This window comes from Oceanicella sp., from assembly GCF_056449545.1.
This window is the reverse complement of sequence record NZ_JBWOMN010000083.1, coordinates 1-15,292: the sequence shown is the minus strand read 5'-3', so window position 1 is coordinate 15,292 and position 15,292 is coordinate 1. Positions and strand designations below refer to the sequence as shown.

Annotated in this window: 11 protein-coding genes and 2 pseudogenes; 7 read left to right on the top strand and 6 right to left on the bottom strand. The window is 70.0% G+C overall.

The features are described 5' to 3' along the window. Nucleotides 1–12: 12 nt before the first annotated feature. Complete coding sequence (locus tag AC1HC7_RS11555) at nt 13–1,380, bottom strand: tetratricopeptide repeat protein (RefSeq protein WP_479496273.1); 1,368 nt, start codon at nt 1,378–1,380, stop codon at nt 13–15. Between the two features lie 116 nt (nt 1,381–1,496). Here AC1HC7_RS11555 and recO point away from each other — a divergent pair, with 116 nt between their 5' ends. Beyond that, nucleotides 1,497–2,219: a DNA repair protein RecO gene (recO, locus tag AC1HC7_RS11550; protein WP_479496272.1), complete on the top strand. Its 723-nt coding sequence runs from the start codon at nt 1,497–1,499 to the stop codon at nt 2,217–2,219. A gap of 42 nt (nt 2,220–2,261) precedes the next feature. On the opposite strand, the gene AC1HC7_RS11545 is transcribed toward recO, so the two are convergent. Then, the gene (locus tag AC1HC7_RS11545; RefSeq protein ID WP_479496271.1) at nt 2,262–3,467 is read right to left on the bottom strand and encodes an ABC transporter substrate-binding protein; all 1,206 of its coding nucleotides are present in this window, start codon (nt 3,465–3,467) and stop codon (nt 2,262–2,264) included. A 350-nt stretch (nt 3,468–3,817) separates the two neighbouring features. On the opposite strand from AC1HC7_RS11545, the gene AC1HC7_RS11540 reads away from it, so the two are divergent. After that, nucleotides 3,818–5,908 (top strand): ASKHA domain-containing protein, encoded by a 2,091-nt coding sequence (locus AC1HC7_RS11540; protein ID WP_479496270.1) that lies wholly within the window; start codon nt 3,818–3,820, stop codon nt 5,906–5,908. 160 nt (nt 5,909–6,068) lie between these two features. Here AC1HC7_RS11540 and AC1HC7_RS11535 read toward each other — a convergent pair whose 3' ends face one another. The 3 genes from AC1HC7_RS11535 to AC1HC7_RS11525 all read right to left on the bottom strand — a co-directional run bounded on the left by AC1HC7_RS11535 (nt 6,069) and on the right by AC1HC7_RS11525 (nt 9,262). Then, nucleotides 6,069–6,659: a rhodanese-like domain-containing protein gene (locus AC1HC7_RS11535; protein ID WP_479496269.1), complete on the bottom strand. Its 591-nt coding sequence runs from the start codon at nt 6,657–6,659 to the stop codon at nt 6,069–6,071. Between the two features lie 117 nt (nt 6,660–6,776). Beyond that, nucleotides 6,777–8,564 carry a D-alanyl-D-alanine carboxypeptidase/D-alanyl-D-alanine endopeptidase gene (dacB, locus tag AC1HC7_RS11530; RefSeq protein WP_479499035.1) on the bottom strand — a complete coding sequence of 596 codons (1,788 nt, stop codon included), beginning with the start codon at nt 8,562–8,564 and terminating at the stop codon, nt 6,777–6,779. 98 nt (nt 8,565–8,662) lie between these two features. Further along, nucleotides 8,663–9,262, bottom strand: coding sequence for a nicotinate-nucleotide adenylyltransferase (locus AC1HC7_RS11525; RefSeq protein ID WP_479496267.1), 600 nt, complete (start codon nt 9,260–9,262; stop codon nt 8,663–8,665). 309 nt (nt 9,263–9,571) lie between these two features. On the opposite strand from AC1HC7_RS11525, the gene AC1HC7_RS11520 reads away from it, so the two are divergent. After that, entirely contained in the window at nt 9,572–10,915 is a 1,344-nt protein-coding gene (locus AC1HC7_RS11520) for a calcium-binding protein (protein WP_479496266.1), read from the top strand. Between the two features lie 176 nt (nt 10,916–11,091). Further along, entirely contained in the window at nt 11,092–12,759 is a 1,668-nt protein-coding gene (gene ettA / locus AC1HC7_RS11515) for an energy-dependent translational throttle protein EttA (RefSeq protein ID WP_479496265.1), read from the top strand. Between the two features lie 3 nt (nt 12,760–12,762). Here the strand turns inward: ettA and AC1HC7_RS11510 are convergent, their stop codons facing one another. After that, complete coding sequence (locus tag AC1HC7_RS11510) at nt 12,763–12,975, bottom strand: hypothetical protein (protein WP_479496264.1); 213 nt, start codon at nt 12,973–12,975, stop codon at nt 12,763–12,765. A 94-nt stretch (nt 12,976–13,069) separates the two neighbouring features. Here AC1HC7_RS11510 and AC1HC7_RS11505 point away from each other — a divergent pair, with 94 nt between their 5' ends. The 3 genes and pseudogenes from AC1HC7_RS11505 to AC1HC7_RS11495 form a co-directional block, all read left to right on the top strand. Continuing rightward, entirely contained in the window at nt 13,070–14,044 is a 975-nt protein-coding gene (locus tag AC1HC7_RS11505; RefSeq protein WP_479499034.1) for an NAD(P)-dependent alcohol dehydrogenase, read from the top strand. Nucleotides 14,045–14,130: 86 nt separating this feature from the next. Beyond that, nucleotides 14,131–14,592, top strand: a pseudogene (locus AC1HC7_RS11500) (ABC transporter substrate-binding protein); the annotation flags it as partial. Between the two features lie 244 nt (nt 14,593–14,836). After that, nucleotides 14,837–15,292: pseudogene (locus AC1HC7_RS11495) on the top strand (hypothetical protein); the annotation flags it as partial.

The following is a 15,292-nucleotide window of genomic DNA, read 5'->3' as shown; positions in this document are numbered from 1 at the left end:
GTGCGCCGCCGCCTACGCCGCCGCCGCCCGGCGCGCCCGCGCCGCCGCCGCGGCGGATTCGCGCGGCAGGCCCAGATGCTCGTAGACCATGGCCAGCGCGCGGTTGCCGGGCACGCTGTCGGGCTCGAATCCCCGGCGCATCTCCAGCGCCTGCTGCGCCGCGGTCCAGCGGCCGAGCCGGATCTGCGCGTCAAGCCAGACCTGATCGAACAGATCGCGCTGCGCGTGGCTGCCGCCGCATTCCCACATGCGCGGCAGCGCCGGTCCAAGATCGCGCACGCAGGCCGCATGGTCGCCGCGCGCATGCGCCAGCAGGCCGCGCGCCGCCGGCAGCGCCACCTCCGCCCAGACCGGGCGCACCGCCGCCGGCGCGGCGCGCGCCCGCTCGACGAACCCCGCGAACATCTCCTCGGCCTCGGGCCGCCCGGCGCGGGCCAGCCCATACTGATAGTGCAGGCTGAGGAAGGCATTGACGAAATCGCCCTTTCGCACGATCAGATGCGCGGCCACGTCGGCCCAGCGATCGCCCACGTCGCAGCCGGCCAGCTCCAGCCGCGCCAGCAGCGACACGGCGCCGATCTGATCCTGCGCGAAACTCTTCTCCACCCCCCAGCAGCGCCGGTCGAAATCCTCCAGCGCCCCGGCGAAATCGCCCTGGCTGATCTTGAACAGCGCCAGGTGCCACCAGTTATGGGTGAGCATGAAGGAATTCAGCCCGGTCCAGGTCTCGCTCATCTCCTCCAGAAACGCCCGCCCCTCGACGATCCGCCCCTGGGTGAGATGGATATGCGCCAGCGCATGCTGGGCCCATGGCTCCTTGCGCTTGATCTCGATGGCGCGATGGGCGGCGCGCTCGGCCTCGTCCAGCAGGTGGCATTGCTCGAACCCGAAGGCCAGCATGCCGTGCAGATGGGCGCGATCGGCGTTGGCCGGCTCCGCCGCCCGCGCGATCGCCAGCATCCCCGGCGAATCGCCCATGTTGAACATGTGGCACTGGGTGAGCTTCATCAGCGCCATGTCGGTGGGATCCGCCGCCACGCCCTCGCGCCCGATGGCGATGGCGCGGGTCATGTCGCCGTCGGCCCAGGCGCGGGCGGCGGCGATGGTGCGCCGCTCGCGGGTCGTGGCGCGGCGGGCGCTGGCCTCGGCGCGCGCCAGGAACGGCGCCGCCGCGCCGGGCGCCGCCGGGCTTTCCGCGAACATGTGCACGATGGCCGCGTAGGCGTTGGCGAGCGGGCTGTCGGGGTCCGCCTCCGCCGCCGCCAGCACGTTTCCGGCCTTGGTCTCGTACGCGATGAAGCCCTCGACGAAATCGCTGATCCCCTGCGCCGTCGCAGCGCTGTCCGCGGTCACCGGATTGCCCAGCCAGTCGGTATGCATGTTCGCCCTCCCTGTTTCGACCAAGCCTAGCCTGCGCCGCCGGGGCCCGCCAGCGCCAGACTTGCCGCAGGCCGCGCGGGATTGCCCCGCCCCCGCAACGCGGCTATCGCTGGGCCATGGAATGGCGAGACGAGGGCATCCTGCTGACTTTGCGCCGCCACGGCGAGGGCGGGGCCATCATCGACGTTTTCACCGCGGCGCATGGCCGCCACGCCGGCATGGTCCCGGGCGGCGGATCCCGGCGCATGGCGCCGCTGCTGCAGCCCGGCGCGCAATTGTCGCTGGACTGGCGCGCCCGGCTGGAAAGCCATCTGGGGCGCTACCGGGCGGAATTGCTGCGCTCGCGCACTGCGGCGATGATGTCCGACGGGCGGGCGCTGGCGGCCATGGGATCGGTCGCGGCGCTGCTGCGCTACCTGCCCGAACGCGAATCCCACCCGGCGCTGTATGGGCGCACGGTGACGCTGATGGATGCGCTGGGCGACGACCCCGACTGGCCGAAGCTCTATGCGCTGTGGGAGCTGAGCCTGCTGGCGGAGCTGGGCTTCGGGCTGGATCTGGGATCCTGCGCGGTCAGCGGCGCGCGCGAGGATCTGATCTGGATCTCGCCGAGATCGGGCCGTGCGGTCAGCCGCGACGCCGGCGCCCCCTATGCGGATCGCCTGCTGCCCCTGCCCGGCCTGTTCCTCGGGCGGCGCGACGGCGCGGTGGCCGACGCGCTGCGCGTCACCGGGCATTTTCTTGACCGCTGGGCGGCGCCCGCCTTCGGGCAGGAGGCCCCGCCCCAGGCCCGCGCCCGCCTCGCCGATCTGCTGAGCCGCGACGCCGGCCCCCACTGACTGCCACCCTGACTGGCCCCCGCGGCCGCGCCCCGCGACGGCTCAGCGCTGGATGGTCGCGCGCCACCGCCCGTCGGCGTCGCGCCGCCACAATGCGAAAACCCCGGTCACGTCCCCCGCCGCATCGAAGGAAATCGGCCCCGAGGCGCCCTGATAGTCGATGGCCTCGCCCCCGGCGATCGCCGCCTTGGCCTTGGCCCATTCGCCGGGCAGGATGGGTTCCCCCGGCGGGCCCGCGATCTTGCGCAGCCCGGCGGCGATGGCGGCGGGATCGGCGGATCCGGCCTGCTCCGCCGCCAGCGCCAGCAGGAAGGCCGCGTCATAGGCCTGCGCCGCGAACGGGGTTTTCGGGTTCATGCCGAAATCCGCGGCCATGGCGGCGAAGGCGGCGAAGGCGGCGGTTTGCTCGTCCACCGCCGGGGCCAGCACCGCCAGCCGGTCGAGCTTGTCGGGATCGACGCGGCGGGCCACTTCCGCATTGGCCATGCCGTCCGAACCGATGACGTATTGGAACGCGTCCGCCTTGAACGCCGCGTTCAGCAGGTCGATGCCCGAGGCGTTGAAATAGGCGATCAGCATCAGGGTGTCGGCGCCGCTCGCCGCCAGCGCCGCGACTTCGTCGGCGTAGCTGTCCAGCCCGCCCGGATGCGCGCGCATCAGCGCCACCTTGCCGCCGCGCGCGCGGAACGCCTTGGCGAACAGTCGCGCCAGATCGCTGTTATAGGCGTCGTCGCCATGGGCCACGGCCACGCTCCGGTGACCGGCGTCGAGCGCGACCGACGCCAGAACCTGCGCCTGGCGCGCGTCCGAGGCCGAGACCCTGAAAACCAGATCCCGGTCCTTCAGCGCGCTCAGCGACTGCGCCGTCGCGGTGTCGGCGATCATCAGCAGCCCGGCGGGGATGGTGATCGCTGCGGCGGCGGCGGCGGCGGCCGAGCACATGGGCGCCACGGCGGCGACGATCCCGGCCCTGTCGATCAGCGCCCGCGCCGCGTCGCGCGCCGCCCCGGCGTCGCATCCGGTGTCGGCGAGGATCAGCTCCATCTGTTCGCCGCTGCGAAACAGCCCGCCCGCGGCATTGACCTGCGCCGCGGCCATGGCGCGCGCCTGGGTGACCTCGACGGCGGCCTCGGCCACCGGTCCGGTCACCCCGGCGAACGACCCGATGCGGATTTGCGCGGCGCCCGCGCCCGCGCCCAGGGCAAGGGCGATCACGGCTGCGGCGGCGCGCGCGGCGATGGATGTCATGGTGGTCCTCCGTCCCGGGCGCGCATGTCGCCGCCCCTTGCCCGATATGCCGCGCCGGTCGTTGCCCGCGCGGCGCTCGGCGCAGGATAGCGACCCGCGCCCGGAAGCAAAAGCGCTGTTGCGCGGGTTTCGCGACCGCCCGGCATGGCGGCGCCGACGCGCTTGGCTTCAAAACGACGCCAGCGCGACGCAATCCGGCTGTTCGCGCCCGCGCAAACCGCCTAGATGGTTGCAGTGGAAAGCGCATCGATCGGGCGGCGGCGCACGGCGCATGGCGCGCGACGGCCCCGAACCCGGCGCGCCCGCGCCTGACGACCGACGACCGACGAGCGAAACCAGACGAGGCCCCGATGTCCGCACCCAACGCCCCAGACCAAGCGGGAACGCCCCCCAAATCGCCAGTCGAAACGCCAGCCGATCCGCTGGTCGTGTTCACGCCCTCAGGCAAGCGCGGGCGGTTTCCGGCCGGCACGCCGGTGCTGAGCGCCGCGCGGCATCTGGGCGTCGATCTCGATTCGGTCTGCGGCGGGCGCGGCATCTGTTCGAAATGCCAGGTGGCGCCGGCCTTTGGCGAGTTTTCCAAGCTCGGGGTCACGGTGGCCGCGGACGCGCTGTCCGACTGGAACGCGGTCGAGGCGCGCTACAAGTCCAAGCGCGGGCTGAAAGACGGTCGCCGCCTTGGCTGCCAGGCCAAGATCCAGGGCGACGTGGTGATCGACGTGCCCCCCGAAAGCCAGGTCCACAAGCAGGTGGTGCGCAAGCGCGCCGAAGCCCGCGACATCGTCATGGATCCCGCCACCCGCATCTATTACGTCGAGGTGGCCGAGCCGGACATGCACAACCCCAAGGGCGATCTGGAACGCCTGAAGGACGCGCTGACCGAGGAATGGGGCCTGGCGCATGTGATGGGCGACCTGCGCACGCTGCACACCCTGCAAAAGGCCCTGCGCGACGGCAAGTGGAAGGTCACCTGCGCGGTCTATGAAGGCGCCGGGCTGGGCGCGGCGCGAATCATGCATGTCTGGCCGGGTTTTTTCGAGGGCGCGATCTACGGCGTCGCCTTCGACGTGGGCTCGACCACCATCGCCTGCCATCTGGTGGATCTGCGCGACGGCGAGGTGAAGGCCTCGGCGGGGCTGATGAACCCGCAGATCCGCTTTGGCGAGGATCTGATGTCGCGGGTGTCCTATTCGATGATGAATCCCGGCGGCGCGGCGGAGATGACCAAGGCGGTGCGCGAGGCGATCAACGCGCTGATCGGCCAGGTCGCCGCCGAGGCGATGATCGACCGGGCCGAGATCCTCGAAGGCGTGTTCGTCTGCAACCCGGTGATGCACCATCTGCTGCTCGGCATCGACCCGGTGGAGCTGGGCTGGGCGCCGTTTGCGCTGGCGACCTCGGATTCGCTGCAGCTCTGGACCAGCGAGATCGACATCGAGATCCACCCCAACGGCCGCATGTACATGCTGCCCTGCATCGCCGGGCATGTGGGCGCCGACGCCGCCGCCGTGGTGCTGAGCGAGGCCCCCAACAAATCCGAGGATCTGGTGCTGATCGTCGATGTGGGCACCAATGCCGAGATCATTCTGGGCAATCGCGACCGGGTGCTGGCCTGCTCCTCGCCCACCGGCCCGGCCTTCGAGGGCGCGCAGATCTCGTCGGGCCAGCGCGCGGCGCCCGGCGCCATCGAACGGGTGCGCATCGACCCGGCGACCAAGACGCCGCGATTTCGGGTGATCGGGTCGGATCTGTGGTCCGACGAGGAGGGGTTCGACCAATCGGCGGTCACCGGCATCTGCGGTTCCGGCATCATCGAGGCGCTGGCTGAGATGCGCATGGCCGGGATCATCGACGAAGACGGGGCGCTGGGCTCGGCCGAGGCCGTGGGCACGCCGCGCTGCGTGGTCGACGGGCGCACCCACGCCTATGTGCTGCACGACGCGCGCGCCGCCGGGGGGGCGCTGATCTCGGTGACCCAGGCCGATGTGCGCGCCATTCAGCTGGCCAAGGCGGCGCTGACCGCCGGGGCGCAGCTGCTGATGGACAAGCTTGGGGTGGAGCGCGTCGATCGCGTGGTGCTGGCGGGGGCTTTCGGGGCCCATATCTCGCCGCTGCACGCGCTGGCGCTGGGCATGATCCCCGACTGTCCGGTGGACAAGGTGACCAGCGCGGGCAACGCCGCGGGCACCGGCGCGCGCATCGCGTTGCTGAATTCCGCCGCGCGGCGCGAAATCGAAAGCGTGGTGCGCCGCATCGAGAAGATCGAGACCGCGGTGGAGCCCCGATTCCAGGAGCATTTCGTCAACGCCATCGCCATTCCCAACAAGACCGCGCCGTATCCCGAGCTGGCCAAGCAGGCGACGCTGCCGAAAGTCAGTTTCGGCGGCGGCGCGGGCGGGGAAGGCGGCGAAGGCGGGCGGCGGCGGCGGCGGCGCAGATGAGGCGGGGCGCGCGCCGCCCGCCGCCGCCGCAATGGCGGATCGGGATCCGCCCTACGCGGGTGGCGGGACCTGGCGCGCCCCGGACGGATCGGGGGGCGGGGCGCGCCGGCGCCGCGTCACGGCGGCGCCCGGGCAATGGCGTCGCGTCAGGGGCCGCGCGTCAGAACATGCCCTCGACGGTGGTCAGCCCCAGCGCCGTCCAGTCCAGCATGCCGCCGCGATAGTAGTAGATCCTGTCCGGGGGGAAGCCCTCGCGCGCCATGGCCTTCATCGCCATGGGGCTTTGCGGGCAGACCGGTCCGTTGCAGAACCCCACCACCTTGCGCGCGTCCTTGCAGTCCCAGTCGTCGCCCGCGGCCGTGCAGCCGAGTTCGTCGAGCCGCTGGGCGACCTCGGTGTAGGGGATGTGGATCGAGCCGGGGATGGTCGCCTTGATGCGCCAGTCGATGGTGCGCATGTCCACCACCACGAATTCCGGGTCGTTGAGCGCCTCGATCAGCTTGATTTCGGTGATCGGGTGCGCGCCCTCCACCGGCACCAGCGGTTGCAGCCAGCCCTTGTTGAGCGCGCAGCCGGTCATCACCCGGGTGATCTCCACCGGGCCGTCCTCGGTGTCGACGGTCACCGACATCTGGCCCTTGTTGATCTGCAGCGGTTCGCCGATCTCGGCCCGCGCGGCGGAAATCGTGAGCGCGGCGATGGCGACGGCAACGAGGGCGGGCGCGAGGCGCGGGGCGGCGATGCGGATCATGGGCGATCTCCATGGATATTTTACACGATAGACATGTTGAATTTAGTCGTTTGACCGCAAATGCGCAATGAATTTGCGCGATGCGCCGGAGTTCAACCCGAAATCAAAAAGCCAAAACTACAGCCGCGCCGCCCAGCTGCGCAGCAATGCGCGCTCCATGCGCTTGGCGCGGCGGATCCAGCCGCGCGCGCCGCCGCCGCCGGCGTCGCGATCCTTCAGGGCGCGGCGCCGGTCCAGATCCTCGGAGAATATCGCAAAGGCGACGCGCCGCCCCGAGGCGGCGGTCAGATACCCCGCCAACCCGCTGACGAAGAACAGCGTGCCGGTCTTGGCCGAGGCGCTGGCCGGGCCGGGAAGTTCGGCCTCGCCCTTGCGCGCCCGCAGATCCACGGATTTGAGCAATTCGCCCAGCATCCCGGCCCGCCCGGCGCCGGCGCCGATTTCCGGGCGCGCGGCGACCGCCGGTCCGGGGCGGCGCGCGCCGTTCAGCGCCGCCAGCCCCACCGATCCGGCCTGCGCCGATGCGTCCCGGCCGCCCTGAGACTTGCGCGCCTGCAGCCCCGACGCGGATCCGGCGCCCTGGGTCAAGGCCACGGCGGCAATCGGCGATTCGGCGTTGGCGGCGAAGATCGAGGGGCTGGCGCGGTCCGCCGCGCGCAGGAACGCGGTCATGCTCAGGGGCGACACGCGCGACAGCGCCGACAGTCCCGAATGGTTGTGCAGATCCAGCCCCGACCCATGATCGAGCCCCGCGCGGCGCGCCGCCCAGCGGCTCATGGCCGCGCCCGACTCCGCCAGATCCCGCGCCTTGGCGCCGCGCGCCCGGCTGGCGGCGAGGCCGAGCGCCTCGGCCGTCAGGTTGGTGGAGTATTTCAGCATCGCCCGCACGGTGTCCGTCAATGGCCGGCTTTGGCGCCGCGCCAGGCTTTGACCGCCGCCCGCGCCCGTCGCCAGGCTTGGCGGCGGCAGCGTCAGCCCTTCGGCGGCGGCGAGCGCGCGAAACGTCTCGCCCGCGTAGATCGCCGGGCGGCGCACCGGCAGCCAGCGATTGCCCTTGCGGTTGAGCGCGCCCTCGGCCACGGCCCAGGCCTCCTCCGAGCCCTTGTCGCGGGGCACGTCGCGCCGGGTGAACACCGGCGCGCCCGGGGGCGCCAGGCCGATGGAGATGCCCGAAATCTCGGGCGAATGATTGCGGGACCGGGCCTGCATGGACAGCCGGCGGGCGCCGTCGCGGGTCTTTTCCCATTCGAACAACACCCGGTTGTAGTTGAGGTTGAGCCCGGCGACCGAGGGGTTGTAGGCCACGTGCTCGGGTTGATCCGGGTCGATGCGCGCCACGGTCGGGATGTCCCCCGCATCCACCAGGAATCCGCCCCTGACCGCGCGCAGCCCGCGCTGGCGCGCCTGCGCCAGCAATTCGGCCAGCGCGTCGGTGTCGAGGTCGGGATCGCCGCCGCCGCGCAGGGTCAGCGCGCCGTTCAGCACCCCGTCGGCGATGGGGGCGCCGGCGATCAGGCTGGTTTCGAACCGGTAATCGGGACCGAGGGTTTCCAGCGCATAGACGGCCGTGAAGGTCTTGGCCACCGAGGCGGGGGGAAAGCCGCGATCCGCAAGCCGGGTCTCGATCGCCGCGCCGGAGTCCAGATCGATCAGCGCGAAGCCCACGTCGCCGCTGAGCCGCGCCCGGGCGATGATCGCCGCGGCGGCGGGGAAGGCCTCTTCCGCCCGGTCCGCCGCGACGCCGGCGGGGCGCGGGGTCGGCAGGTCGGCGCGCAGCGGCGCGCCGGCAATCGCCGCGCCGGCGACGCCGCCCAGCAGCAAGGCCAGCGCCGCCAACCGGCGGAGACCGCGCGACAGCGCGTCGAAATGGGCGGCGGCGGCGCGGCAATCGGCCTGAGCGGTCATCGGCAATGGTTGCTCTTCGTTCACGAACGCGGGGACGCGCGGCGCATGATGCGCGAAAGCCTCGCCCGGCTCAACCGGCAAGCGAGCGCGCCCGGGCTTCAGGGCCAGCGCCCGTCGGCGCGGATGCGACTGGAGGAGTGCCCCTGCATGGGCCCGGTCAGCAGCGACCAGCAGGGCGCGCGGCGCAAGGCCAGCGTCGGGGCGTCGCGCGGGGCCAGTCGAAACCGGGCGTAGCTGCGCGCGGCCGGGGACAGCCCGGCGCGAAGCTGATCGCCGGGGCGGGCGAAGACGCAGATCGGGGTGGTATCCATGATCTCGCGCCAGCGTCCCCAACGGTGCAGCCCGGCCAGGTTGTCCGCGCCCATCAGCCAGACGAAGCGGGTGCGCGGGTAAAGCGCGCGCAGGCGGGCCAGCGTCGCGGCGGTGCGCCTTGTGCCGAGCCGCGATTCGATGCCGGTGACCTCGACGCGCGGCGGCAGGTCCATGGCGCGGCAGGCGGCGATGCGGCGCGCCAGATCCGCCGGACCATGCGCCTTCAGCGGGTTGCCCGGCGACGCCAGCCACCAGACCCGGTCAAGCCCGAGCGTCGCAAGCGCCCGTCGGGTGACCAGCACATGCCCGGCATGAGGCGGGTCGAACGACCCCCCCAGCAGCCCGACGCGCAGCCCGTCGCCGGAGATCGGATCGCCGTGACGCATTCATGTTTTCCTTCGCGATCCGATTCGGCCCCGGGACCAATGCGCGCCGAAACGGCGCCAGCCAGCCGACGCCAGACCCGCAACGCCCCTCGCGCGCCGAGACCCGCCGCCGAAAACCCGATATCACGCGCGATGCGGCCCGTCTGTCAATGCCGCGCGCCCGATCCCGCGCCAATCGCCCCCCGGCGCGCGAAACTCCAGATCACCCTGCAAGTGAACAAGCATGGTAAATACTGCCCGGAGTAAAGACCAACAAGAATGTTATTCTGAAGGTGTTATTGCGATTAACTTCAAGAAGGAACATTCAAAATGTCTGTCTTTACAGGAACTTCAGGCCGGGATCTTCTGACCGGCGAGAACGGCGCCGATGTCATCAGGGGGTTGGCGGGCGACGACAACCTTCGCGGGCGCGGCGGCAATGACCGCATGTTCGGCGGCGACGGCGACGACGTCATTCGCGGCGGCGCCGGCGATGACTACATCAATCCCGGCGGCAATACGCGCTTCGACAGCATGTTCGCAGGACGCGGAAACGACGTTTACGATTTCGAAGCTGCGCCTCCGGCGTCGGGGTTCGCTTTCTATGAAATCGACTACCGTTTCCTCAAGGGCGGAATCGACGCCCGATTCAACGCCACCAGCGGCGTGGTCAAGAAAGGCGCCGCTGGCACGGACACGATCAGGAACATGCAGACCGATGAGAGCCATTGGGGCATGCGCATCATCGGAACCCATGGCGACGATCGCCTGCAGGCCAATGTGACGAGGGACACGTTCTTCAATTTCGTCCCCGCGGCAGGCAATGATCTGATCATCGGCGGCGCCGGCTTTGACCGCATTTCCTATTTCGACTGGGCGCCGGGCATCGTGGTCCGCGTCGCCGCCATCAACGACGGCGGGATGCGCGGCAAGATCATCGACCAGTTCGGCGACACCGACACCTTCCGCCGCATCGACGAGATTCAGGGCAGCGACGCCGACGACCGCTTCATCGGCTCGGGCGGCAATGATCGCTTCATGACCGATGGCGGCGACGATTTCGTCAACGGGCGCGGCGGCTTCGACATGGTGAACTACGATTGGAACGGGCTGATCTCGGTCACCGTCAACCTCGCCCGCAACCGGGCGGTGGAGCACTGGGACAACGGCCTCACCGCCGGGTCGGGCCGCTTCGTGGACAGGCTGAAGAACATCGAGCACATCCGCGGTTCTGACGGCAACGACGCGATCCGCGGCGCCGGCAAGGCCGAGAAGCTCGACGGTCGCGACGGCAATGACCGCATCTGGGGCAATGGCGGCGCCGACACGCTGATCGGGGGCGACGGCAACGACGCCATGCGCGGCGGCGCGCGGGGCGACCACCTGTTCGGCGACGACGGCGACGACAAGCTCTGGGGCAATCGCGGCAACGACCGGATCACGGGCGGCGACGGGCGCGACATGTTCCTGTTCCGCGCCGGCGACGGCGACGACACCGTCGCCGACTGGCAGAACGGGCTCGACCGCATCAAGATCCTCAGCGGCGCGGCCGGGTTCGGCGACCTGGCCATTTCCCAGCAGGGGGGCGACGCGGTGGTGGCCTTCGCCAATGTCTCGATCACGCTCGCCGGCGCCAATGCCGGCGACCTCGACGCCGACGATTTCCTGTTCTGAGCGCGCCCGCCGGCGCCCGCCCGCCATTCGCGGACGGACGTCGGCGAGCGCCTTGGCCACCGCCCCGCATTGCGCGCCCCGGCCGGAGCGGATAGAACCCCCCGATCATCGGATTCCGACCGCCGGAACAGCTGACGCAGCCGCCGTCGGCGCCGGGGCAACGCGAGGGCGCGCACATGGCTTCCTATCAGTATGTCTACCACATGAGCGAGGTCTCGAAAGCCTATCCCGGCGGCAAGAAATGCTTCGAGAACATCAACCTCAACTTCCTGCCCGGCGTGAAGATCGGCGTGGTCGGGGTCAACGGCTCCGGCAAGTCGACGCTGATGCGGATCATGGCCGGCATCGACACGGATTTCAAAGGCGAAGCCTGGGCCGCCAAGGGCGCCAGGGTCGGCTACCTGCCCCAGGAGCCGCAGCTCGACGAAACCCGATCCGTGCGCGACAACGTCATGGACGGGGTGGCCGAAAAGCAGGGCCTGCTGACCCGCTTCAACGAGGTCGCCATGAAGGTCGCGGAGGATTATTCCGACGAGCTGATGCAGGAAATGACCGAGCTGCAGGACCAGATCGACGCCCAGAACCTCTGGGATCTCGACAGCCAGGTGGACATCGCCATGGAGGCCCTGCGCTGCCCGCCCGACAACGCCGACGTGGCCTCGCTCTCGGGCGGCGAAAAGCGCCGGGTGGCGCTGTGCAAGCTGCTGCTCGAAGCCCCGGACATGCTGCTGCTCGACGAGCCGACCAACCATCTGGACGCGGAAAGCATCGCCTGGCTGCAAAAGCATCTGATCGAATACAAGGGCACGATCCTGATCGTCACCCATGACCGCTATTTCCTCGACGACATCACCAGCTGGATTCTGGAACTGGAGCGCGGGCGCGGCATTCCCTACGAGGGCAATTATTCGGCCTGGCTCGAACAGAAATCCAGAAGGCTGGCCCAGGAGGCCCGCGAGGACAAGTCGCGCCAGAAAACCCTGGAGCGCGAACTGAAATGGGTGCAGCAGGGCGCCAAGGCGCGGCAGGCCAAGTCCAAGGCCCGCCTGAAGGCCTATGACGAATTGCTGGAGACCTCGGAGCGCGAACGCGTCGGCCGCGCCCAGATCATCATCCCGCACGGGCCGCGGCTCGGCAGCAAGGTGATCGAGGTCAGCCATGTCTCCAAGGGTTTCGGCGACAATCTGCTGATCGACGACCTGAGCTTCGACCTGCCGCCCGGCGGCATCGTCGGGGTGATCGGGCCCAACGGCGCCGGCAAGACCACGCTGTTTCGCATGCTCACCGGACAGGAAAAGCCCGACAGCGGCGAGGTCAGCTTCGGCGACACCGTGCAGCTGAGCTTCGTGGATCAGTCCCGCGACGCGCTCGACCCGAAGAAAACCGTGTGGGAGGAAATCTCCGACGGTCAGGACATCATCAAGCTCGGCAAGGCGGAAATGGCCTCGCGCGCCTATTGCGGCGCCTTCAACTTCAAGGGCGGCGACCAGCAGAAGCCCGTGGGACTGCTGTCGGGGGGCGAACGCAACCGCGTGCACATGGCCAAGCTGCTGCGTTCGGGCGGCAACGTGCTGCTGCTCGACGAACCGACCAACGATCTCGACGTGGAAACCCTGCGCGCGCTGGAAGACGCGCTGCTGGCCTTTGCCGGCTGCGCGGTGGTGATTTCCCATGATCGCTGGTTTCTGGACCGCATCTGCACCCATATGCTGGCCTTTGAAGGCGGCAGCCACGTGGAATGGTTCCAGGGCAATTTCGAGGATTACGAGGCCGACAAGATCCGCCGCCTCGGCCCGGATTCGGTCGAACCCAAGCGCATCAAATACAAGAAGTTCTCGCGCTGAGGATCACAGGTCGGCGAGCGCGCCGGCCAGCATGTCGAAAACCAGCCGCACCCGGCGGCTGGCGTTGACCTCGCGATGGGCGGCCAGCCAGATCGGGAACGCGATCGGCGCCGGATCGGGCAGCGCGCGGCGCACCAGCGGCTCGGCCTCGCCCACGGCGGTGGCCAGAAACGCCCGCGCCCGGTTCCAGTCGAAACTCCTGGCTCGCCAATCCATGCGTAAATGCATGCCAGACAGGCGAAATCAGTCAATTTCAAATATCAGCGCGACGCGGTAGACGCATGCTCGACAAACAATCGAGGATCAGGCCATGAAAGCCTTCGCATATCGCAAATACGGCCCCCCGGAAGTGCTGAAGATGATCGAGACCGATCGCCCCGCGATCGCCGCCGACGAGGTGCTGGTGGAGGTGCGCGCCACCTCGGTCACCACCGCGGACTGGCGGCTTCGGGCCTCGGCCTTTCCCGGCGCGCTCTGGCTGCCGGGCCGCTTGATGTTCGGGCTGCTGCGGCCGCGCAAGCAGGTGCTTGGCGGCGATTTCGCCGGGCGCGTGGCGGCGGTGGGCGCCGATGTGCGCGATTTCAAGCCGGGCGACGCGGCGTTCGGCTTCAGCGGTCTGGGCGCCCATGCCGAATACCTTGCGATCAAGGCCGACGGCGCGATCGCGGCGATGCCCGCGGGGCTGAGCTTCGAAGACGCCGCCGCCCTGCCCTTCGGCGCCCTGTCGGCGCTGGTGTTCCTGCGCGATTTCGGGCGCCTGCGCCCCGGCGCGCGGGTGCTGATCGTCGGCGCTTCGGGCGGCGTCGGCGCCTATGCGGTGCAGATCGCGCGGCATATGGGGGCCGAGGTCGCCGGGGTCTGCAGCGCCGCCAACATGGGCCTGGTCCGCGATCTGGGCGCGACGCATGTCACCGATTACGCGGTCGAGGATTTCACCCGATCCGGGCGGCGCCATGACCTGATCCTCGACACCGTCGGCGCCGCCGATTTCGCGACATGCCGCAAGGCCCTGACCCCGGAAGGCGTGTTCCTGCCGTTGAATTTCGGACTGCGCGAGATGTTTCAGGCATTGGCGAGCGCGATTCGCGGCGGCCAAAGGGTGGCGATCGGGGTCAGCGGCGACAGCAAGGCGGATCTGGAACACCTCAAATCCATGCTCGCCAGCGGCGCGCTCAGGCCGGTGATCGACCGGCGCTTCGCCTTCGCGGACATCGCCGCGGCGCACCGCCATGTGGAGCGCCGCCATCGCCGCGGCGCCGTGGTGATCCCGCTCAGCGCCGCCTGAGCGGCCTTTCGCGGCGCGCCGTTTCCGCTAGGGCCGAAGACCCATGGCCCGCCCCCCTTGCACAAGCCCCGGATCGAGAGCCTCAGGTGAGCGCCTGTGAATTCGGCGCCGATCTCGCCGTCGCCGCAAGCCTGCCCAAGCATCTGGTGCTGGAAATGGACGTGAAGATCATCCTGATGCTGGGCGGCGACACGGTGCCGGCGATCAGTGATTTTCTCACCCGCAACAAGATGCTGGCCACCAGCCTGCTGCCCAGCGACCTGTCGCCCGACACCCCCTGTCTGATCGCGCCCTGCAAGGTGCATCCCATCCATGTGGTCACCGGGGTGAACTGGCTGGCCCAGAACCGCCCGGAGCTGAAAACCGCGGCGATCTGCGCGCAGGAAGACGCGCTGGGCCTGCCCTCGCCCGCCACCTGCAAGGCGGCCTTCGAAGCGGCGGACATCGCGGTTGAAAGGGAATTCCCGTTCCCGGCCTCGATGCGGGACCGGGACATGGATGCGGTGGTGGCGGACATGATGGCCGAGGATCCCGACATCCTGTGCTGGGACACCGCCTATGAACCCTTCGTGCACGCGCTGACCGAGGCCGCCTGGCGCCGGGGGCTGATCGCCAAGACCAGTCGCGACTTCATGGAGGGAGTCCTGTTCCCGTTTCCGGATTTCGACGATCCGCTGCTGAACGACCCGCGCATCAGTTTTTCGCCGCCCGGCGGAATTCTTCCACGAATTCAACCGCCGCTTTCCCGGTCAGTGGAGCGCGGCGTCCTGGGAATGCTGCGCCATTCTCGAAATGTGGCGCGCGGCGGCGGAGCGCATCCAGACCGTGGAGCCGCTGCCGGCGCTGTCGGCGCCGCCGGTGCTGTCGGTGCTGTCGGCGATCAAGCAGGGCGGCTTCAGCCGCAACGTGTTCGGCGAGGCGCGCTGGGGGGGGCGCGAGCTGTTCGGGATCAGCCACGCGCTGGCCGGGACCTGGCCGGCGGCGCGCATCCGCGACGGCAGGGCGCGGATCGAGGAGTTTCAATCGGCGCTCGACTGGCTGGGCCGGCATGGCGACCTGCTGCTGAAGCATATCCGCGACCACGGGCAGATGCGGGACCAGCTGCTCGACGCGCAGGGCGCCGTCGAGGTCGAGCATGTTGGGCTCGCCGCCCGCCCGCGCCCCGCCGTCGGCGTCCGCGGGGCCGGCGCCCCGACGATAGCTGACCACCGAGCCGCGCCCGGCGTGGCGCTCGATGATGCCGTATTC